This window comes from Curtobacterium sp. C1, from assembly GCF_021049325.1.
GTDB lineage: Bacteria > Actinomycetota > Actinomycetes > Actinomycetales > Microbacteriaceae > Curtobacterium > Curtobacterium citreum.
In genome coordinates this window covers 3178289-3197053 of the sequence record NZ_CP088076.1, presented here as the reverse complement: position 1 = coordinate 3197053, position 18765 = coordinate 3178289, and the positions used below count along the sequence as shown (strand labels likewise).

Below are 18765 nucleotides of genomic sequence, written 5' to 3'. Positions count from 1 at the left end.
GCACCCTACGGCCGGAATGCCGGGAACCAGCCGGTGGTTATCATCGGGGTACTCACCAAGGGAGCCATCATGGTCGACGTCCATCGCGTCAAACTCCCCGGAGTCGGCGTGCTGCACAGCTTCTACACCGACGACGGTGGCAAGTGCGGGGTCATCACGCACCGGTCGGGGCACTCCGACCTCATCTCGTTCGCCGACGTCTCGGACGGCGCGGACAAGTCCGAGAAGGTCTCGCTGCGCCTGAGCGAGGACGAGGCGCACACCCTCGCCGAACTGCTCGGCGGCACCCGCATCACCGAGGGCCTCGACAAGCTCGACGAGATCCCCGGCCTGTCGATCGACTGGTTCAGCGTGGACTACGACGACGCGATCGCCGGCAAGCCCCTCGGCGACCTGCACGACTCCGGCTTCATCGGCCTCACCGTCGTCGCGGTCGTCCGCGGTGACAGCGCGAACCCCGCGCCCTCCTCCGACTTCGTCGTGTTCCCCGGTGACACCATCGTCGTCGCGGGTGCTCCCGAGAAGGTCGCGAAGGCGTTCTCCTTCTACCGCAGCGGACAGCTGGCGGCCGCGGCCGCCGAGGCGCCGCCCGGGAGCTAGCCGGTGCACCTGGGTGGTGAGCTGCTGACCATCGGCGGCCTGTTCATCATCGCCTACGTCCTCGGACGCCTGGGCAAGACCATCGGTCTGCCCGCCATCCCGATCTACATGGTCGTCGGGCTCATCGCGAGCCCGCACACCCCGTGGATCGGGCTGAGCGTCGAGTCCCACACGATCGAGCTGATCGCGACGTTCGGACTCGTGCTCCTGCTCTTCAACCTGGGGTTGGAGTTCGACCAGGAGGAGTTCTACGGCAACGCCGGGAAGCTCCTGGTCTCCGGCGGCACGTACGTCGCCATCAACATGGGCATCGGGTTCGCCTTCGGGTTCTCGCTCGGCTGGGGCACCCGAGAAGCCCTGATCATCGCGGGCATGACGGCGACGTCGTCGAGTGCGATCGTGACGAAGCTCCTCATCGAGCTGCGGCGCCTGGCGAACGACGAGACGCCGATGATCCTCGGCGTCACCGTGATCGAGGACGTCTTCATCGCCATCTACCTGGCGATCGTCTCCGTGGTGCTCTCCGGCGACACGAACGTCTGGGGCGTGGTCGGCAAGCTCGGACTCGCGTTCGGGTTCCTCGTCGTGATGTTCACGCTCGCCCGGTTCGCCGGCAAGTGGGTGTCGAAGATCTTCGCCACCCGCGACGACGAGCTGTTCACCGTGCTGTTCTTCGGCCTCGCCGTGATGTTCGGCGGCATCGGCGACCTGCTCGGTGTGACGGACGCCATCGGTGCGTTCGTGATCGGCCTGCTCTGCGGCGCGACCCGCTACCGGGACCGCATCGAGCAGCTCGCCCTGCCGATGCGCGACGTGTTCGCGGCCTTCTTCTTCGTGAACTTCGGGCTCGGCCTCGACGTGTCCACCTTCGGTGAGGTGCTCTGGCCCGTCCTCGGCGCGATCGGCATGACGGTCGTGCTGAACGCGGTCGCGGGGCAGATCGTCGCCCGGATGAACGGGTTCAACGTCCAGCAGGGGATCAACACCGCGGTCATCCTGGTGAACCGTGGCGAGTTCGCGCTGATCCTCGCGACGCTCTCGGCTGCCGCCGGCCTGGAGGAACGGATCACCGCGTTCGCGGGCCTGTACGTCCTCGTCATGGCCGTCCTGGGACCGCTGCTCGCCGCGAACTCGGACCGGATCGGCCGCCTCGTGGTGCGCCCCGCCCGTGTGGCGCGGCTGCGCCAGCGCCTGCGCGCGCGGCTCGGCGGCTCCGGGGCGCGCGGCTCGGGTGCCGGGATCCCGGCGGGGCCGTCGCTCGACGCGGCGATCGACACCGCGGCCGAGGCCGGCGTCGCCGACCAGGACGCGGCCGCCGCGGCTCGTCGTGCCGAACGCGACCGGCAGTTCGCGGAGGAGTTCGCCCTCGTGGAGGCGGCTGGTAGGGAAGAGCGCGACAATGGAGCGTCCGACCCGGCCACGAGCGACCCCGTCACGTCGCCGGTCGACGTCCCCACCGAGCGCCCGAAGCGCCCGGCCCGCCAGCGTGACCCGGAGTACTGATACAGATGTGGGCCGTTGCCCGACGACCGAAGTGGATCGCGCTGCTCGTGCTGGCGCTCGTGCTCGCGGGGGTGTTCGCCGGGCTGGGCAAGTGGCAGCTCGAGCGGAGCATCGCGAACGGCACCCCGCTGCCGGAGACCACCGAGACGCAGAAGCCGCTGCAGGACGTGACCCAGCCGGGGCAGGCCGCATCGGAGACGATCGCCGGGCAGAAGGTCAGCGTCACCGGTCGCTTCGTCGCCGGTGACACCACGCTGCTGACCGGCCGCTCCGGCGGCGGGACGTACCAGACCGTCGGCCACCTGGTCGACGCGGCGAGCGGCGCGAGCGTGCCCGTCGTGATCGGGTGGGCGGACGAGCGTCGCGCGGCCGAGGCCGGCGGGGAGCGCGTGGCCGACGGCGCCGAGCTCACGGTCGAGGGCCGCTACTACCCGGCCGAGTCGCCCGACCAGGACGCGTACACCAAGGGTGAGTTCTCGGCGGTGGCGCCGGCACGGTTCGTGAACACGTGGAAGGCGTTCGACGACCGGATGTACATCGGCTACGTCGTCGCCGACGGCAGCACCGCGAAGGCGGCCGACCTCGGCACCATCGCCGACCGGGCCCCCACGCGCGAGGTCCAGTTCGACTGGCTCAACCTGTTCTACGCGATCGAGTGGGTCGTCTTCGCCGGCTTCGCCGTGTTCCTCTGGTACCGCTTCGTGAAGGACGCCTGGGAACGTGAGCAGGAGGACGCTCAGGACGCCGCAGCGGCCACCGAGCCCGCTGCGGCGCACCGGTAGGATCGAGTCCATGGCTCTGACCGTCCGAACCCGCGACATCCCGAAGATCCCGGGGGCCGTCAAGTGGTACCGCGTCTCGGCGTACATCACCGGTGTGCTGCTGCTGGCCCTCGTCATCGAGGTGATCATCAAGTACACGCCGCTGCAGCTCGAGATGCAGCTCGGCAACGGGCCGTTCTTCGTGCCGAACGGCACGGCCGGCGAAGCACCGGGCACGTTCAACCTGTCGATCGCGATCCTCATCGCGCACGGCTGGCTGTACGTCCTCTACCTGTTCACGGACTTCCGCCTCTGGAGCATCATGCGCTGGAAGCCGTCGCGCTTCCTGCTCATCGCCCTCGGCGGCATCATCCCGTTCATGTCCTTCGTGGTCGAGCACCGCATGCAGCAGAAGGCCATGGACACCTACCACGAGCTGACCGCTGCCCAGCAGCGTGAGAAGGAGGCCGCTCGGTGAGCGAGACCGACCAGCGACCCGTCCTCGTCGTCGACTTCGGTGCGCAGTACGCGCAGCTGATCGCCCGACGCGTGCGCGAGGCGAACGTCTACAGCGAGATCGTCCCGCACTCCATCACCGCGGACGAGGTCAAGGCGAAGGACCCGGCGGCCATCGTGCTCTCCGGCGGCCCCTCGTCCGTCTACGAGGAAGGCGCTCCGGCGCTCGACGGCGAGATCCTCGACCTCGGTGTCCCCGTGCTCGGCATCTGCTACGGCTTCCAGGCCATGGCGAAGTCGCTCGGTGGCGAGGTCGCCCAGACCGGCCAGCGCGAGTACGGCGCGACCGACGTCACCGTGACCGGGACCGACAGCGTCCTGCTCGGCGACCAGCCGGCGTCCCAGGTCACGTGGATGTCGCACGGCGACTCCGTGGCGAAGGCGCCGGAGGGCTTCGACGTCCTCGCGTCGAGCGCCTCGACCCCGGTCGCCGCGTTCGCGTCCGACGAGCGCAAGCTCTACGGCGTGCAGTGGCACCCCGAGGTCAAGCACTCCGCGTTCGGCCAGGCCGTCCTCGAGAACTTCCTGCACCGTGCCGCCGGACTCCCGGGCGACTGGAACTCGAACAACGTCATCGAGGAGCAGGTCGCCCGCATCCGCGAGCAGGTCGGCTCCGCGCGGGTCATCGCCGGGCTCTCCGGCGGCGTCGACTCCGCCGTGGCCGCGGCCCTGGTGCACAAGGCCGTCGGCGACCAGCTCACGTGCGTCTTCGTCGACCACGGGCTCCTGCGCGCCGACGAGCGCAAGCAGGTGGAGGAGGACTACGTCGCCTCGACCGGTGTCCGGCTCGTCACGGTCGACGCGGAGCAGCAGTTCCTCGACGCCCTGGCCGGTGTGAGCGACCCGGAGCAGAAGCGCAAGATCATCGGCCGCGAGTTCATCCGCACGTTCGAGGCGGCGGCCGAGGCCCTCGTGCTCGAGGCGCGCGGAGACGACGAGGCCGGCGAGGTCAAGTTCCTCGTGCAGGGCACGCTCTACCCCGACGTCGTCGAGTCCGGCGGCGGTTCGGGCACGGCGAACATCAAGTCGCACCACAACGTCGGCGGACTGCCGGAGGACATGACCTTCGAGCTCGTCGAGCCGCTGCGCACGCTGTTCAAGGACGAGGTCCGTGCGGTCGGTCGCGAGCTCGGGCTCCCCGAGGTCATCGTCGGCCGCCAGCCGTTCCCCGGCCCGGGGCTCGGCATCCGCATCGTGGGCGAGGTCACTGCGGAGCGGCTCGACCTGCTCCGTGCCGCGGACAAGATCGCGCGCGAGGAGCTCACCGCGGCCGGCCTCGACGAGGAGATCTGGCAGTGCCCGGTCGTCCTGCTCGCTGACGTCCGCTCCGTGGGTGTCCAGGGTGACGGCCGTACCTACGGTCACCCGATCGTGCTCCGTCCGGTCTCGTCCGAGGACGCGATGACCGCCGACTGGACGCGCCTGCCGTACGACACCCTCGCGAAGATCTCGAACCGCATCACGAACGAGGTGCCCGACGTCAACCGGGTCGTGCTCGACGTCACGTCGAAGCCGCCGGGGACGATCGAGTGGGAGTGACCCCTCCCTGACCTGCCGAGGGCCCGGTGCGCGCTGCGTGCCGGGCCCTCGTGCGTGCGGGTGGGGCGCCGACCGTGCCACTTCTGTCACGCTCGGGGCCCGCCGCCGACCGGAAGCGCACACACGACGACACGCACGCGGCATGTCCTGCACGCTCGCGGCGCGCGCTGGGCCACCCGGTGCCCGCGCTGGCAGAATCCGCCCCCCGGGAACGCCGAAGGGCCCCGGCGGTGCCGGGGCCCTTCGGTCGTGGTCGAGCGGCGCGCTAGTTGCGCTGGCTGCTCGCGATGATGGCGAGGATGCGCAGGATCTCGAGGTACAGCCACACCAGGGTGACGATGAGCCCGAACGCTGCTGTCCACGCGTAGATCTTCGGGGCGCCGCGCTGGACGCCGGTCTTGATCTGGTCGAAGTCGAGGACCAGCGAGTACGCCGCCATGATCACCACGAAGATGCCGATCAGCACGCCGAGCGGGATGCCGAAGACCGTCACACCGAGGAGTCCGAACGCGGTGTTCGTCACACCGGTCCACATCAGGACGAGGTTCACGAGCGAGAACGCCATGTAGCCGACGATCGCGACGAGGAAGAAGCGCGTCGCCTTGGGCGTCGCACGGACCTTGCCGGACGTGAACAGCAGCAGCGTGACGGCGAAGACACCGAGGGTGCCGAAGACCGCCTGCGTCACGATGCCGTCGAACGCCGAGTTGTAGTAGCCGGAGATACCACCGACGAACAGCCCCTCGAAGAACGCGTACGTCAGGACCAGTCCCGGCGACGGCTTCTTCTTGAAGGTGTTCACGAGCGCGAGCACGAAGCCCACGACCGCGCCGACGATCCAGACGATCGGGGGCAGGTTCCACCCGGCGACCGCGCCGACGAGGAGCACGCCGAAGGCCAGGAGCGTCTTGACGATGGTGTCCTCGTACGACATCCGGTCCGTGTCGACGGTGTTCGCCGACGGGCGGTCGTACATGTACTGCAGCTGCTCGGGCGTCATGCCGCCCTGCTGCGGGTACTGCCCCTGCTTCGGGGTCTGTCCCCAGCCCGCCTGCTGCTGACCAGCGCCGCTGACGCCCCAGGCGCCACGCCCCTGGTCGTTGAAGGCGGGGGACTGGTCGAAACCGGGCTTGAAGGCCATGGTGTCCTCTTCCTTGGAGATTCGAGTCCTCTCAGCCTAGAGGCGCTGTGCCGCGGAAGGCTGAGGATTCGCGGCGAGCGGAAGCGGGTCCTGACGGTCCCGACAACCGAAGACTATGGGGGTGGTCTGCGAGCGCACCCCGAGCCGGCCGAACGATCGCCGATCACCTGCGACGGCTCGCAGCAGCGGCCGGTCGCGCGACACCGCCCGGTCACGGCGGGGCGGTACGGTTCGGCGCATGACCCGTGTGATCGCCCACCGCGGCGCGTCCGGCCACCGGCCCGAGCACTCCCGGAGCGCCTACGAGCTCGCCGTCGAGCTCGGTGCCGACGCCATCGAGCCGGACCTCGTGCCGACGCGGGACGGCGTGCTCGTGCTGCGCCACGAGAACGAGGTGTCCGGCACGACCGACGTCGCGGACCGTCCCGAGTTCGCGCACCTGCGGACGACGAAGACCGTCGACGGCCAGGTCGTCACCGGGTGGTTCACCGAGGACTTCACGTGGGACGAGCTCCGCACGCTCCGGGTCCGCGAGCGCCTCCCGGCCCTGCGGCCCGCGTCCGTGGCGTACGACGGGCAGGAGGGCGTGCTCCGGCTCGAGGACCTGCTCGGCATCCTCGACGCGGCACCGCGGCCGGTCGGGCTCGTCGCCGAGGTGAAGCACGCCACCTTCTTCGAGCAGGCCGGCTTCCCGATGGCGCAGCTGCTCGACGACGCACTCGGGGCCGCCGGCTGGCGCGGCGACGACCGCCTGACGGTCGAGTCGTTCGAGAAGACGGTGCTCCGGCAGCTCGGCGCGCGGGGGACCGGTGGCCGGCTCGTGTACCTCCAGGAGGCTCGTGGCAGCGCCGCGGACGAGGTCGCCGCCCACGGGTCGGCGGCTCCGTCGTGGGCGTCCGAGCGGACCGACGAGGCCCTGGCCGGCTTCGCCGCGGAGTTCCACGGGATCAGCGTCGACCTGAAGACCCTGATGGCGGGCACCGACACCGCGGCCGTGGACGACCCCCGACCGGTGCGGAGCGCGATCGTCGACCGGGCGCACGCGGCGGGGCTCGCGGTCTACACCTGGACCCTGCGGCCGGAGAACCGGTTCCTGCCGGCGCCGCTCCGCCGGGGCGGGGACGTCGCCGCACACGGGGACTGGGAGCGCTGGTTCACCTCGGTGCTGCGGACCGGCGTCGACGGTGTGTTCGCGGACCACCCTGACCTCGCGGCGCGGGCCCGGTCACTGGTCGGCGGCAGCGCGGACTGAGACGTCGGGGTGTCCCGCGGGCCCGACGTCGACCGGGTGCCCGGTACGACGCGCGGCGACCGCGGCTGCAGTGCTCGCCGCGACCCCGACGACCGCGGGGAAGCCGGGTATCGGTCCCCACAGCGGGCCCCAGGACGCGGGCGGCACGATGATGCAGAGCGCCGCGAGGGCACCGGCGAGCACCGCGTGCGCGACGACGTGCACGCCACGAGGGAGCGCGTGCCGCGCGAGCGCCCAGCCGAGCAGCCACGTGCACAGACCATCCAGCACCAGCTCCGCTCGACGAGCGCCACGGCGTCCCAGGCGGTCCACGTCCTCATGCCCGACAGCCTGGACGCTCGAGGGACGCACCCGGGTCCCCGAGGACCGCGCTGTGTCCCGCGGTCCATCGACCGCTGCGGCTGTCGGAGGGCGCGCCTAGACTGACCCGGTCATGACGATCGTGCTCGAGCCCTTCGACCAGTCCCCCGAGCCGGGCGCGGGCAACCGCGCCGGCGGGTACGACGACCCCTTCACCGCGGGTCTCAACCCCCAGCAGAAGGAAGCCGTCGAGTACCGCGGCGAGTCCCTGCTCATCGTGGCGGGCGCCGGCTCCGGCAAGACGAGCGTGCTCACCCGCCGGATCGCCCTGCTGCTCGCCAACCGCGAGGCGTGGCCGTCGCAGATCCTCGCGATCACGTTCACGAACAAGGCCGCGGCCGAGATGCGCGAGCGCGTGCAGGCCCTCGTCGGGCAGGCTGCCGAGGGCATGTGGATCTCGACGTTCCACTCGGCGTGCGTGCGGATCCTCCGTCGCGAAGCGGAGCGGTTCGGGTTCCCGCAGTCGTTCACCATCTACGACTCCGCTGACTCCCGCGCGCTCCTCAAGCGGATCATCAAGGAGCTCGAGGCGGACTCGCTCGGGCTGACCGTCGGGGCTGCGGCGTCGAAGATCTCGAAGCTCAAGAACGAGCTGCAGGACATCGACACGTACGCGCGCAACATCAACGCGAACGACCCGCAAGAGGTCATGTTCACCGAGGTGTTCCGTCGGTACACGAACGAGCTGCGTCGGGCGAACGCGTTCGACTTCGACGACCTCATCGGGCAGACGGTGTTCCTGTTCCGGGCGTTCCCCGAGGTCGCCGCGCTGTACCAGCGACGCTTCCGGTTCGTACTGGTCGACGAGTACCAGGACACGAACCACGCGCAGTACGCCCTCATCCGCGAGCTCACGCGACCGGTGCCCGTCGAGCAGGTGGACAAGCTCGAGGACGCCGGCCAGCACGTCGAGCGCATGCGGGAGGCCGACGGGTCGATCGCCCCGGCATCCCTGACGGTCGTCGGCGACTCGGACCAGTCGATCTACGCGTTCCGCGGGGCCGACATCCGCAACATCGTCGAGTTCGAGCGGGACTTCCCGAACTCGAAGGTCATCCTGCTCGAGCAGAACTACCGGTCGACGCAGACCATCCTCGACGCCGCGAACGCCGTCATCGCGAACAACTTCGACCGGCAGGCCAAGAACCTGTTCACCGACGTCGGCGCCGGCGACAAGATCATCGGGTTCACGGGCTACACCGGTCACGACGAGGCCCAGTTCGTCGCGGACGAGATCCAGCGGCTGCACGACGACGGCACGTCCTACCGCGACATGGCCGTCTTCTACCGCACGAACTCGCAGACCCGTGCGCTCGAGGAGATCTTCATCCGCGCGGCGATCCCGTACCGGGTGCTGGGCGGCACCAAGTTCTACGAGCGCGCCGAGATCAAGGACGCGATGGCGTACCTGATCACCGTCGCCAACCCGGCCGACCCGCTCTCGCTCCGCCGCATCCTCAACGTGCCGAAGCGTGGCATCGGTGCGGTGACCGAGACAGCGCTGCAGCGGTACGCCGACGAGCACGAGACGTCGATGCGCGACGCCCTGCGGCACGCGGACGAGCTCGGGTTCGGCCCGAAGGTGCGGACCGCGATCACGTCCTTCGCGGCGCTACTGGACGACGTGGCCTCGCGCGCGGCGACGCAGCCGGTCGTGGACACCCTGACGCAGCTGCTCGACGGCTCTGGGTTGCTCGAGAACCTGCGGAAGTCGCCCGACGCCCAGGACGCCGCGCGCGCCGACAACATCGACGAGCTCGTGGCCGTGACGCGGGAGTTCCAGAAGAACAACCCCGAGGGCACGCTGTCCGACTTCCTGACCGAGGTGTCCCTCGTCGCGGCGGCGGACGAGCTCGACGACTCGTCGGGCACCGTGTCGCTCATGACGCTGCACACGGCGAAGGGCCTGGAGTACGACGCGGTGTTCCTCACCGGCGTCGAGGAAGACCTGCTCCCGCACCGGATGTCGGCGAACGAACCGGGTGGTCCGAGCGAGGAACGCCGACTGTTCTACGTCGGCATCACCCGGGCCAAGAAGTCCCTCTTCCTGTCGCTGGCGATGACCCGCGCGCAGTTCGGTGACGTCAACGTGGCGATGCCGTCCCGCTTCCTGCAGGAGATCCCCGAGGGGCTCATCGAGTGGAAGCAGTCGCCCGGCATGGCGAACAGCCGCGGTGGCACCGAGCCCCGGGCCCTCAACGCCCGGCGCGGCGGTGGGCTCGGCGGCGGTCCGTCCGGCGGGGGCGGCTACCGCGGTGGTGGCGGCTTCGGTGGTGGGTCGTACGACCGTGCGGCAGCTGCGGCGAAGACCCGTCCCAAGACGGAGTGGGCGAACCGGGTGTCCGGGCAGGTCCGGGACAACGGCGACATGGAGCTCGCCCCGGGCGACCGGATCTCGCACGTCGACTTCGGTCACGGCACGGTGTCCGCGGTCACGGGCCAGGGCGCGAAGCGCATCGCGGAGATCGCGTTCGACTCCGCGGGGCGCAAGAAGCTCCTCATCAAGATCGCGCCCATCGAGAAGCTCTGACGCCGAGGCGCACCGCTCCGGGGAGCTCGACCCGAGGCGCTCGGTCCGGACGAAGCCAGCGCTGACCGCGCGGACCGCACGTCAGCGCACCATCCGGACCGCGTCCATGCCGCTCGGTCCGATCGGCACGTGCTTCGCGGCACCGTCCCGCTCGAAGCCGTTCCGGCGGTAGAAGGCCTCGGCGCGCGGGTTGCCCTCCGCGACCCAGAGGAACGCCGGCTCGGCACCGACCGCGGCGTCGAGCAACGCCTGCCCGGCGCCGGACGCGTGGTGGGCGGCGAGGACGTAGATCCCCTCGAGTTCCCGGTCCCGCACCGCGGGCTCCTCGCGCCCGGGGCCGGCGGACGCCCACCCGACGACGGCGCCGCCGCGCTCGGCGACCACGACGGTCAGGCCCGGCTCGACGACCAGTCCCTCCCACCGGGCTGCCCGGGCGTCGACGTCGAGCGCGGCCAGGTACGCCGCGGGCAGCAGGTGCGCGTACGCCTCCTGCCAGGCCCGCACGTGCACCTCGGCGATCGCCCGGGCGTCCCCCGGCTCGGCCGGTCGGACGGTCACTGGGCCTGCGTTCCCCATCCGCCGACGCTACCGCGCGCCGGCACCGCCGTGTCGAACCAGATTCCCGACGTCGAACCAGGTGCCGGCCGTGGTTCGACGTCGGAAACGTGGTTCGGAGCCGGAGCCGGAGCCGGAGCCGGAGCCGGAGCCGGAGCCGGAGCCGGAGCCGGAGCCGGAACCCCGGCGCCCCGCTACGGCTGCAGCCGCGCCGCGTCCCAGCCCTCGCCCGCGCGGACGTACTGCAGCCGCCGGTGCATCCGGTCGCGGCTGCCGTGCCAGAACTCCACGACCTCGGGCTCGAGCCGCCACGCGACCCACCCCTCCGGGCGCGGGACGGCGTCATCGGTCTCGGACAGGAGCACGTTCGCGTCGTCGATCAGGTCCTGCAGGGTCCGGGGCTCGAGCACGGCGGACTGGTCGGCGATCGCGGTCGCGGCGCGGGACTTCGGCGAGCGGTCGGCGAACAGCGCGTCGGACTCGTCGTGGGAGAGCTGCACCGCCCGGCCCTCGAACCGGAGCTGCTGCATCGTCTCGCGCCAGTACACCTGGAGCGCGGCGTGCGGGTTCTCGGCGAGCTGCCGCCCCTTGGGGCTGAGCGTCGAGGTACCGAACACGAGCCCACGGTCCTCGAGTCGCTTCACGTCGACCGTGCGGGCGCTCACCCGGCCGTCCGCCCCCGCCGTCGCGAGGGTCATCGACATCGGCTCGGACACGTCGCGCGATGTGGCGTCGTCCAGCCACTGCCGGGCCAGGTCGATCGGGGACGACGGCGGCGCGTCGAACTCGGGCAGGTGCAGGGAGTCGTCACCGGACAGCGAAGCGGACATGGCACCAGCCAACCGCGCTCAGTCCGCCCACGTCCAGGTCGCCGGGGGACGTCCGCCCCGCGTGCCCGTCGTCGCGGGTGCGGTGGCCCGCACGAGCGCCGGGTTCGTCCGCAGGGAGCGGTTGAGGTTGCCGGCGTCTGGTGCGCTGCCGTGCAGCGCCGCGTGCAGCTGCGCCGCCGCGGACGTCGGGAACACCTCGCCTAGCAGGGCGCGCGTCAGCGGGACGTCGCGCCACAGCCGGGTCCGCACCTGGTCGACGGCCGTCCGGACGATCGCGTCGTGGTCGAACGGGAGGCGCGGGTCACCCTGGTCGGGTCGCCGCCAGACCGCGGGCGGTGCGTCCACCCCCGGGTCGACGACCGCGAGGAACGCGATGCTGATGGCGGTGTCCCGCGGGTCGCGGGACGGGCCGTCGAACGCACCGACCTGCGCGAGGTGCCGGACCGCAGCCGCGTCGATCCCGGTCTTGGTCCGCAGTGCGCGTCGCGCGCCGTCCACGAGGCGTTCCGCAGCGTCCAGGAGCACGCCGGGGAGTGCCTCCAGGCCGGCGAACGGGTCGTACGCCCGCCGCGCGGTGGCGACCCGCAGACCGTCCGCCGTCGTGAACGACACCGGGACGACGTCGATCGCGATGAGCGGTTGGTCGCGGGCCACCGTGGCGACGTCGGTCACACCGTCGCCCGGCGGGCGGCCCGGGCCGCCCGCTCGGTGCGGAGCACCTGTCGGACGTCCGCGAAGGACTGGTGGACCTGGAAGCGGCCGTCGACCCAGACCGGCTGGAGGAGGCTCGTGGCCTCGTCCTCGGGCGTGGCCTGGTCGGTCTGACGGATCTCGCCGTCCGCGTCGCGGTGCAGCGCGATGCGGCCCTTCGCGCTCTTCTTGCCGCTGCCGGTCTTCGGGTCCTTCTGGATGTCGACCGGCTGGCCGTCGACGAGCGCCCACGTGGCCTTCACCGCGCTGCCGAGGTTGTCCCGGGTCATGTACTGGTACGTGTACGAGCCGATGCCGAGCACGATGTTGTCGCTCGCGTAGCCCTTGGCGGCCAGGCGCTCGTAGATGCGGCGCGCACGGTCGAGCGTGATGCTGTCGCCGTAGATCACGCCGATGTGCTGGTCGAGGACCTTGTAGCCCTCCGCGTTGACGGTGTGACCGAACAGCTCGTCGAGGAGCTCGACGACGCCCTTCTCCTCGTGGGTGCGGCCGTCGCGGAGGAGTTCGTCCCGCGGGACGCCGTGCACCGTGCCGGTGACGATGTCGACCGGGTCGCCCGAGTCCGGGCGGATGACGAGCTTGCCGTCGCGGGCCGTGATGCGGTCCTTGAGCTGCGGGAGCGTCTCGGTGATGACCTTGAACAGGTCGAAGCCGTCGCTCACCGCCGAGACGATGCCCGTCGGGTAGACGTCGAGGATCTGCTCGAAGGTCTCGAGCTCGCCGTCGGCGCCCCGGACGCACATCACGCTGTGCTCGGTGGCGGGCACGCTCGCCGCGACCCAGCCGTTGTCGCCGGGGTAGTAGCGGTCGATGAAGTCGAGCGAGGGCATCGAGTCGGTGCCGAGGAACGAGAGCAGGTGCCCGGCACCGCCAGCGGCTGCGGACTCGATGCTCGACTGCCCGCGGAACGAGAAGTCGTGCGCGGCGAAGTCGATGCTCGCCGGGTCGGCGCCGGTGCGCTCGGCCCACTCCTCCATGAGGTCGCGGTAGGCCAGGGCCTTCGTCGCGACGGTGGACGGGTGCCAGATCGAGGCGGACAGTGCGGTCTCGATGTAGTTCGGGAGCCAGAAGAACTCGTCGACGGTGTTCTCGACCGTCAGGGTGGCGACGCCGATCGGCGCGAGGGTGCCCTCCGGGAGCGCGCGGATCTCGAGCGGCAGGTAGCCGAGGCGGTGCAGGGCGCGGACGTGGTCGACCCCGATGTGGTTCGGGCCGAAGTAGCCCTGCAGTGCCTGCTCGAACAGGTCGGCGACGGTGTCCTCGTCCGCGGCGAAGAACGGTGCCCACGCCTCGACGAGGTACCGCTGCACGAACGCCTGCAGCCCGAAGACCACGGCGTGCGTCGACTCGGGCATGTGCGCGTTCGAGCGGTTCGTCCAGTTGATCAGGATCCGGGTCGTTCCCTGCGGGTAGACCTGCCGGTGCGAGTGCTTGTAGCCGTCGACGGCGAGCAGCGGGGCGATCGGGCTCGCGGTGGTGGTGCGGGGCTCGAGGCCCGTCGTCGTGGTGGTGCTGTCGGTGTTCGTCATCGGATCTCCTTCGTGAGGTACGGGCGGAGCGGGACGGTCCGCAGACCGGGAACGGTGTTCTGGGCCGGGTAGCTGTCGGTCGTGACGATCTCGCCGAAGTGCTCGGCGAGCTGCGGAGCCCGGCCGGAGAACACCCCGTGCGAGACCCAGAGGCCCAGGCGCTCCTTCGGCAGGCCGGTCGAGCCGGCGAGGCCCGTGAACGTGCCGCCGCCGTCGCAGATGTCGTCGACGACCAGGAACCGGCCGTCCGCCGGGAGTGGCTCGCACGTGAAGCCGTCGAGCTTGCCGGTGTCCGGGTTGCGGTGCTTCTCGGCGCGGTACAGCGGCAGCCCGCAGGACTCGGCGACCGCGGTGGCACGGGCGACCGCGCCCTTGTCCGGCGCGATGATCCCCGTGTACGCGTCCCCTTCGACGTCGAGCACGGCATCGCGGACGACCTGCTCGCTCGTGACCACCGTGAGGTTGTCGACGAGGTCGACGATCACGGGGGAGTGCGGGTCGAAGGCGATCACCTGGTCGATGTGGAAGCCGTTGAGGACGTCCGCGTAGACCTTCGCGCCGAACGGGAGCCCACGGTCCTGGCGGGCGCCGGGCAGGTACGGGACGAGGGCGACGGACCTGCTGCCGCGCTGCCGGACCGCGTCCGCCCACATGCCGAGCATGACGAGGTCGTCGCCGCTGGTGCCGCGCAGGGTCGCGATCTCGGTGGCCGCCCCCGCGTCGGCGTCGTCCACGATCTTGACGTGGGCTTCGCCGGCGGGGAACCGCATGGTGGAGAACGTCGGTGTCGTCGGTGTGCCCTGGGCGTCCCAGGTGCTGAGTTCGACTGCCATGACCCGACCGTACCACGGTATTTGTCGCTATGACAAGAAAGAGTCGATGATTCGCTGACCGGCCTCGGCGAGCTGGGCTTCGATGCTCGTCGCGGTGTGGAGCCGGAAGGACGGCGAGCCGTCCTTCGGCACCACGAACGGGCCGTTCCCGACGAGCCGGAGGAGGACGTCGCCGGTCTCGTACCAGGCTCGGCTGTCGAAGAGCACGATCCACCAGTCCTCGGTCTCGACGTGGGCACGGTCCCAGACGAGGTCCCGGACGTCGGCGTGCTCCGCGACGAACCGCTCCCGAGCATCCGCGAGCGTGAGGTCCGGGCGAGCCGTGACGGCCGTTCGCCCCGCAAGGGTGACTCGTGCAGCGCGGCGCCACCGAGGCGGCACGGCGTCGAGCGACGTGACGACGAGGACCTCGGGATGCGGACGAGGGCCGAGTTCGACTGCGGCACGCGTCACCCACGACTCCGGATCCGGATCGACGACCAGGGTCAGGCTGTGCGTCGACGGTGCCGCAGCGAAGAGCTCGAACGCGGCGTCCTGTGCGGACACCCGTACGACCGCCTCCGCCCAGATGCCACGCGACGCGGTCAGTGCCGACGCATGGATCGCGCTCGACGCGTACGGCAAGAGCTGCCGCTGACGTCCTGGCCGCTCCGTGACCGAGAGGCCCTCCGCGGAACCCGAGGCAGCGTCCACCTGGACCGCGTAGCGCCCGCTGCGCTCGTCTGCTGCCAGGTCCTTCCGGCGGACGACACGGGTCGCGACGCCGCGGTCAGCAGGACGGTCGGCAGCGATCGTGTAGGCGAACACTGCCGAACGGCCCCGGTCGAAGGGCAGCCGCACTGGCTGGCCTCGGTCGTCGACGGCGAGGTGCAGCTCGTCCGGGACGGGCACCGCAGGCAGGACGCTCGAACGGCTCGTGGTCACGTCCACGGTCCTTCTCGGCGACGCTGCTCCGCGCTCGACCGTCGAGCCCAGCGGAGCTCCGCTCGAACCCAGCGTCGCCGGTACGCGGGGACGAGGTGGTCGGCACGCGGGTGGGAGGCGAGGGAGAGCACCTGGTCGAAGTAGTCACGTGCACCGTTCCGGAACCACGCTGCACCGGGACCCAGCTGTTCGACGAAACGCCCGGTGTGCGGCCAGTGGGAGAACTCGCCGTCGAACGACGGGTGGACCGGGAGCCGCGTGTGGACGAGCGACGCCCGCTCGGCCAGCCACTGCGTGTCGATGGGGTGGTCGAGGAGGCTGCCGTAGGCCCAGCGAGGTTCCGGCGACAGACCTCCCCGGAGGTCACCGCGACCGTCGAGTCGATGATCGAGGACGAAACGATGTCGACCCCCGACGTGCTCGTCGATGTCCGGGTGGAGGACGTCGAGGATCAGTGCGAGGGCAGCCGCGGGGGCGACGTACGGCGCCGTGTCCGTTCCGGCCCAGTCGCCGTCCTCGACTCCGTCCCGCTCGATGATGAGCCGCCCGTCCTCGGCGAACCGGCGGTCCCGGACCGGGCCGACCCAGATGAACGACGGCGCTCCGTCCAGGGCGACGTCGGCTCCTCCGGGGAACGGGCCGCCCGCCGCGGCGACCGCGACCTTCTGCGGGCTGGGCACGACGGCATGGGGCTGCCGCTGCTCCAGGGTCGTGTGCGAACTCCGGAGGGTCATGACCGCTCGCGGAGACTCGCGAACCACGCCTCGGTGGCTGTTCGCTGCTCGTCGACCGTCGCGAGGTCCTCGTCGTTCGGCGCGAGGGCGTCACGGGTCGGGAAGTCGGCAGGCAGACCGGATCGCACTCGGTACACCTGCGTTCCGGCGCTCATCTGTCGGCTCATCCGGCTCACGACGGCGTCTCTGCGAGCGCCCTCCACCGCGAGCAACCAGCCGGAGGCCTCCAGCGCTCGCCGGACACTCTCGAGCGCGGAGAAGACGTCCGACCCGTGTCCTCGCCAGCGCTCGTCGCCCGAAGCGACGGTGATCACCTGGTCGGTCCCCGCTGTCTCGTGGGTCACGAAGGCCAGTCGGCGCTCACCCGACCCGATGAGCTCCCGCTCGAGCGTCTCACGCACGCGGTGTCGCCGGGACGAAGAGCGCCGCCGGCAGCAGCGCGGTGCCGAGGGGGTGCGGGTTCACCTCGAGCGCGATGCCGTTCGCGGCGACGTCCACGAGCGCAGACCCGCTCACCGTGCGGAAGTCCGCCTCGATGTCCGCGTGGTGGGGTGCGGAGGAGAAGGCCTGCAGGCGGCGGGGACGATCACCCTCGGCATCGAGCACGTAGAACCCGGCCGAGTCCGGACCGAAGACGTCGAACTCGAGCAGTCGGAAGGCCGCGACGAACTCGTCGGGGCGCACCTCGTCGCGGCTGAGTCCGGCGAGCAAGGTCACGAACTCGTCGTCGGCGACCTCGGCCATGCGAGCGACCGGGCTCTGGACGTAGTTGGGATTCGCGCGGAACGCACCGGCCGGCCGACCGTCCGGTCCACGCTCCCACGCACCGAGGATCGCGGTCGGTGGTACCTCGCCGGCGGGATCGTAGGCCGGGTCGATCTCGTAGATCCAACCGCTCACGGTCTGCCCGGTGCGGTTCGTCATGACGTTCCCTTCCCGATGAACTGGGCGAGTCTCGAGGGGTTCGGGATCCATTCACCCAGCTGCCCACCGGGGAGGACCGGATGTGCTCCGGTGACGTACTGGGGTTGCACCCCTCCTGGGAAGGCTATCTCCTGCTCGTGCGGGAACGGCGAGCGTGCCCCGAGCGTCGCGTTCACGTCGACACCGTGCCCAGGGTCCGCGATGGTGTAGCGGTAGTCCGTCGGCCATTGCTTGAAGAGCGACGGATCGGTCGTCGTGCTGACGTACTGCGACGGCGGGTTCCGGGCGGCGTACTCCCACAGGTCGACGTCACCGTCCGGGCGGTGCGGGGTGAACCCGTGTTCGAAGATCTCCGAGGGGTCGCGGTTGTCCGACCGCCAGAGCGGACGTGTGCCCCCACGGACGCGGAGGCGGACAGCGTCACGGATCGCGATGTACGAGCGCCGACCGCGAGCAACGGCATCGGTCGCGCGCGCGACGACCACGCGCCCTGATGCGAGGACGCGCTTCCCGGCGCGAGCCATCCCCGCCATGCCGCGTGCGATGCCGCCCATGCCTCGGGCGTACTTGCCCACGCTCGCCAGGCGTCCGAGGGCACCGGCCGCGGGGACGCAGTCGATGAGGGCGAAGGCGAGGTCCCACCCGTCGGCCGTGCCCTGGCTCATCTTGTACAACGTGTCCGCGAGGACCACGAGCGCGATCGCGGCGATGATCAGTGTCCAGGGGCCGGGGATGATCATCGCGATGATCCCGCCGACCGCGACGACGACCTTCGCCACCGACACGATCGTCTCCCACGCCTCGGACCCGAAGACCTGATCCCAGAAGGACTGCTTCCCCAGGCCCGCGTCGGCGGCCTCACCGATCTTCGTCGCGGTACGCCGCTCCCCGTCCTCCCAGTCCCCGCGGGCGTCGGCGACGAGTCGTTTCGCGGCGTCGATCCGGGACTGCGCCGCGGCGATGTCGCCCTGCGCACTCGAGACGGAACCCTGCGCGACGGCGGTGTTGTCCGACGCGGCCCGCACCTGCGCCGGCGTCGGCACCTCCACCCCGTCAGGCACCTCCGACCCGGCCGGGTACTGGTCGGCGACCTGCGACAGGCTCCGGGCGGCGGTCTGGTAGTGGGACAGGGTCGACTGCGCATCCGACAGGCGATCCTGTGCGGCGGTGAGGTCCCCGGCGGCGTCCTTCGCGTCCGCGAGGGCACCATCAGCCCGGTACTGGGTGTCATCGACCACGTCCGCCCACCCCGACAACGCCGACGCAGCGAGCGCGTACGAGTCGACGAGCTTGGACAGGTCCGACGGGGTGTCCTGGATCGCGTCGACGAACACGTCGGCGGCTTCGCCCTCCCAGTCGGTCAGCCACCCGGAGCCCTTCACCGAGTTCAGGCGCGTGGACGCATCGGACGCGGCGTCGGAGATGCGCTGGTACTCCCGGCTCATCATCCGGATCGTCGCCGGATCACCCTTGACCGGGTCATCACCCTGATCGACGACGTCCCAACCGGTGGGGCGTGCCAC

Annotated in this window: 19 protein-coding genes; 7 read left to right on the top strand and 12 right to left on the bottom strand. The window is 70.9% G+C overall.

Features of this window, described 5'->3' with window-relative positions; translation table 11 throughout:
- Window positions 1–69: 69 nt before the first annotated feature.
- Genes LQK89_RS15315 through guaA form a run of 5 tightly spaced genes read left to right on the top strand, consistent with a single transcriptional unit; the run spans window position 70 to window position 4919 of the window.
- Window positions 70–600: a cation:proton antiporter regulatory subunit gene (locus LQK89_RS15315; protein ID WP_058741281.1), complete on the top strand. Its 531-nt coding sequence runs from the start codon at window positions 70–72 to the stop codon at window positions 598–600.
- A 3-nt stretch (window positions 601–603) separates the two neighbouring features.
- Window positions 604–2103 carry a cation:proton antiporter gene (locus LQK89_RS15310; protein WP_231049616.1) on the top strand — a complete coding sequence of 500 codons (1500 nt, stop codon included), beginning with the start codon at window positions 604–606 and terminating at the stop codon, window positions 2101–2103.
- A 5-nt stretch (window positions 2104–2108) separates the two neighbouring features.
- The gene (locus tag LQK89_RS15305; RefSeq protein WP_231049615.1) at window positions 2109–2885 is read left to right on the top strand and encodes an SURF1 family protein; all 777 of its coding nucleotides are present in this window, start codon (window positions 2109–2111) and stop codon (window positions 2883–2885) included.
- Window positions 2886–2895: 10 nt separating this feature from the next.
- Window positions 2896–3342 carry a DUF3817 domain-containing protein gene (locus LQK89_RS15300; protein ID WP_022906980.1) on the top strand — a complete coding sequence of 149 codons (447 nt, stop codon included), beginning with the start codon at window positions 2896–2898 and terminating at the stop codon, window positions 3340–3342.
- Complete coding sequence (gene guaA, locus LQK89_RS15295) at window positions 3339–4919, top strand: glutamine-hydrolyzing GMP synthase (protein ID WP_231049614.1); 1581 nt, start codon at window positions 3339–3341, stop codon at window positions 4917–4919. The genes LQK89_RS15300 and guaA overlap by 4 nt, the downstream gene beginning before the upstream one ends.
- A gap of 265 nt (window positions 4920–5184) precedes the next feature.
- On the opposite strand, the gene LQK89_RS15290 is transcribed toward guaA, so the two are convergent.
- The gene (locus tag LQK89_RS15290) at window positions 5185–6060 is read right to left on the bottom strand and encodes a Bax inhibitor-1/YccA family protein (RefSeq protein ID WP_174777366.1); all 876 of its coding nucleotides are present in this window, start codon (window positions 6058–6060) and stop codon (window positions 5185–5187) included.
- Window positions 6061–6298: 238 nt separating this feature from the next.
- On the opposite strand from LQK89_RS15290, the gene LQK89_RS15285 reads away from it, so the two are divergent.
- Entirely contained in the window at window positions 6299–7312 is a 1014-nt protein-coding gene (locus tag LQK89_RS15285) for a glycerophosphodiester phosphodiesterase family protein (RefSeq protein WP_231049613.1), read from the top strand.
- Here the strand turns inward: LQK89_RS15285 and LQK89_RS15280 are convergent.
- The gene (locus LQK89_RS15280) at window positions 7286–7582 is read right to left on the bottom strand and encodes a hypothetical protein (protein ID WP_231049612.1); all 297 of its coding nucleotides are present in this window, start codon (window positions 7580–7582) and stop codon (window positions 7286–7288) included. The two genes, LQK89_RS15285 and LQK89_RS15280, sit on opposite strands and share 27 nt — an antisense overlap.
- Window positions 7583–7745: 163 nt before the next feature.
- Between LQK89_RS15280 and LQK89_RS15275 the strand changes: the two genes are divergently transcribed.
- The gene (locus LQK89_RS15275) at window positions 7746–10202 is read left to right on the top strand and encodes an ATP-dependent helicase (protein ID WP_231049611.1); all 2457 of its coding nucleotides are present in this window, start codon (window positions 7746–7748) and stop codon (window positions 10200–10202) included.
- A gap of 81 nt (window positions 10203–10283) precedes the next feature.
- Here LQK89_RS15275 and LQK89_RS15270 read toward each other — a convergent pair whose 3' ends face one another.
- The 10 genes from LQK89_RS15270 to LQK89_RS15225 form a co-directional block, all read right to left on the bottom strand.
- Complete coding sequence (locus tag LQK89_RS15270; protein WP_231049610.1) at window positions 10284–10778, bottom strand: GNAT family N-acetyltransferase; 495 nt, start codon at window positions 10776–10778, stop codon at window positions 10284–10286.
- A gap of 173 nt (window positions 10779–10951) precedes the next feature.
- Window positions 10952–11587, bottom strand: a complete 636-nt coding sequence (locus LQK89_RS15265) for a pyridoxal 5'-phosphate synthase (protein WP_231049609.1) — start codon at window positions 11585–11587, stop codon at window positions 10952–10954.
- An 18-nt stretch (window positions 11588–11605) separates the two neighbouring features.
- Complete coding sequence (locus tag LQK89_RS15260; RefSeq protein WP_231049608.1) at window positions 11606–12259, bottom strand: NUDIX domain-containing protein; 654 nt, start codon at window positions 12257–12259, stop codon at window positions 11606–11608.
- Window positions 12256–13827 carry a nicotinate phosphoribosyltransferase gene (locus LQK89_RS15255; protein ID WP_231049607.1) on the bottom strand — a complete coding sequence of 524 codons (1572 nt, stop codon included), beginning with the start codon at window positions 13825–13827 and terminating at the stop codon, window positions 12256–12258. The genes LQK89_RS15260 and LQK89_RS15255 overlap by 4 nt, the downstream gene beginning before the upstream one ends.
- The gene (locus tag LQK89_RS15250) at window positions 13824–14660 is read right to left on the bottom strand and encodes a phosphoribosyltransferase family protein (RefSeq protein ID WP_144803934.1); all 837 of its coding nucleotides are present in this window, start codon (window positions 14658–14660) and stop codon (window positions 13824–13826) included. Before LQK89_RS15250 ends, LQK89_RS15255 begins: the two co-directional genes overlap by 4 nt.
- A gap of 27 nt (window positions 14661–14687) precedes the next feature.
- Window positions 14688–15584 (bottom strand): YrhB domain-containing protein, encoded by an 897-nt coding sequence (locus tag LQK89_RS15245; RefSeq protein ID WP_231049606.1) that lies wholly within the window; start codon window positions 15582–15584, stop codon window positions 14688–14690.
- Window positions 15581–16318 (bottom strand): hypothetical protein, encoded by a 738-nt coding sequence (locus tag LQK89_RS15240; RefSeq protein WP_231049605.1) that lies wholly within the window; start codon window positions 16316–16318, stop codon window positions 15581–15583. The genes LQK89_RS15245 and LQK89_RS15240 overlap by 4 nt, the downstream gene beginning before the upstream one ends.
- Entirely contained in the window at window positions 16315–16719 is a 405-nt protein-coding gene (locus LQK89_RS15235) for a hypothetical protein (RefSeq protein WP_174777374.1), read from the bottom strand. Before LQK89_RS15235 ends, LQK89_RS15240 begins: the two co-directional genes overlap by 4 nt.
- Window positions 16712–17242 carry a hypothetical protein gene (locus LQK89_RS15230; RefSeq protein ID WP_174777375.1) on the bottom strand — a complete coding sequence of 177 codons (531 nt, stop codon included), beginning with the start codon at window positions 17240–17242 and terminating at the stop codon, window positions 16712–16714. The genes LQK89_RS15235 and LQK89_RS15230 overlap by 8 nt, the downstream gene beginning before the upstream one ends.
- Window positions 17239–18765, bottom strand: a complete 1527-nt coding sequence (locus LQK89_RS15225; RefSeq protein ID WP_231049604.1) for a scabin-related ADP-ribosyltransferase — start codon at window positions 18763–18765, stop codon at window positions 17239–17241. Before LQK89_RS15225 ends, LQK89_RS15230 begins: the two co-directional genes overlap by 4 nt.

Coding starts and splice junctions, on each gene's coding strand:
- LQK89_RS15315 (WP_058741281.1), top strand. CDS start 70: ATGGTCGACGTCCATCGCGTCAAACTCCCCGGAGTCGGCGTGCTGCAC.
- LQK89_RS15305 (WP_231049615.1), top strand. CDS start 2,109: ATGTGGGCCGTTGCCCGACGACCGAAGTGGATCGCGCTGCTCGTGCTG.
- LQK89_RS15300 (WP_022906980.1), top strand. CDS start 2,896: ATGGCTCTGACCGTCCGAACCCGCGACATCCCGAAGATCCCGGGGGCC.
- LQK89_RS15290 (WP_174777366.1), bottom strand. CDS start 6,060: ATGGCCTTCAAGCCCGGTTTCGACCAGTCCCCCGCCTTCAACGACCAG.
- LQK89_RS15285 (WP_231049613.1), top strand. CDS start 6,299: ATGACCCGTGTGATCGCCCACCGCGGCGCGTCCGGCCACCGGCCCGAG.
- LQK89_RS15275 (WP_231049611.1), top strand. CDS start 7,746: ATGACGATCGTGCTCGAGCCCTTCGACCAGTCCCCCGAGCCGGGCGCG.
- LQK89_RS15270 (WP_231049610.1), bottom strand. CDS start 10,778: ATGGGGAACGCAGGCCCAGTGACCGTCCGACCGGCCGAGCCGGGGGAC.
- LQK89_RS15265 (WP_231049609.1), bottom strand. CDS start 11,587: ATGTCCGCTTCGCTGTCCGGTGACGACTCCCTGCACCTGCCCGAGTTC.
- LQK89_RS15255 (WP_231049607.1), bottom strand. CDS start 13,827: ATGACGAACACCGACAGCACCACCACGACGACGGGCCTCGAGCCCCGC.
- LQK89_RS15250 (WP_144803934.1), bottom strand. CDS start 14,660: ATGGCAGTCGAACTCAGCACCTGGGACGCCCAGGGCACACCGACGACA.
- LQK89_RS15240 (WP_231049605.1), bottom strand. CDS start 16,318: ATGACCCTCCGGAGTTCGCACACGACCCTGGAGCAGCGGCAGCCCCAT.
- LQK89_RS15230 (WP_174777375.1), bottom strand. CDS start 17,242: ATGACGAACCGCACCGGGCAGACCGTGAGCGGTTGGATCTACGAGATC.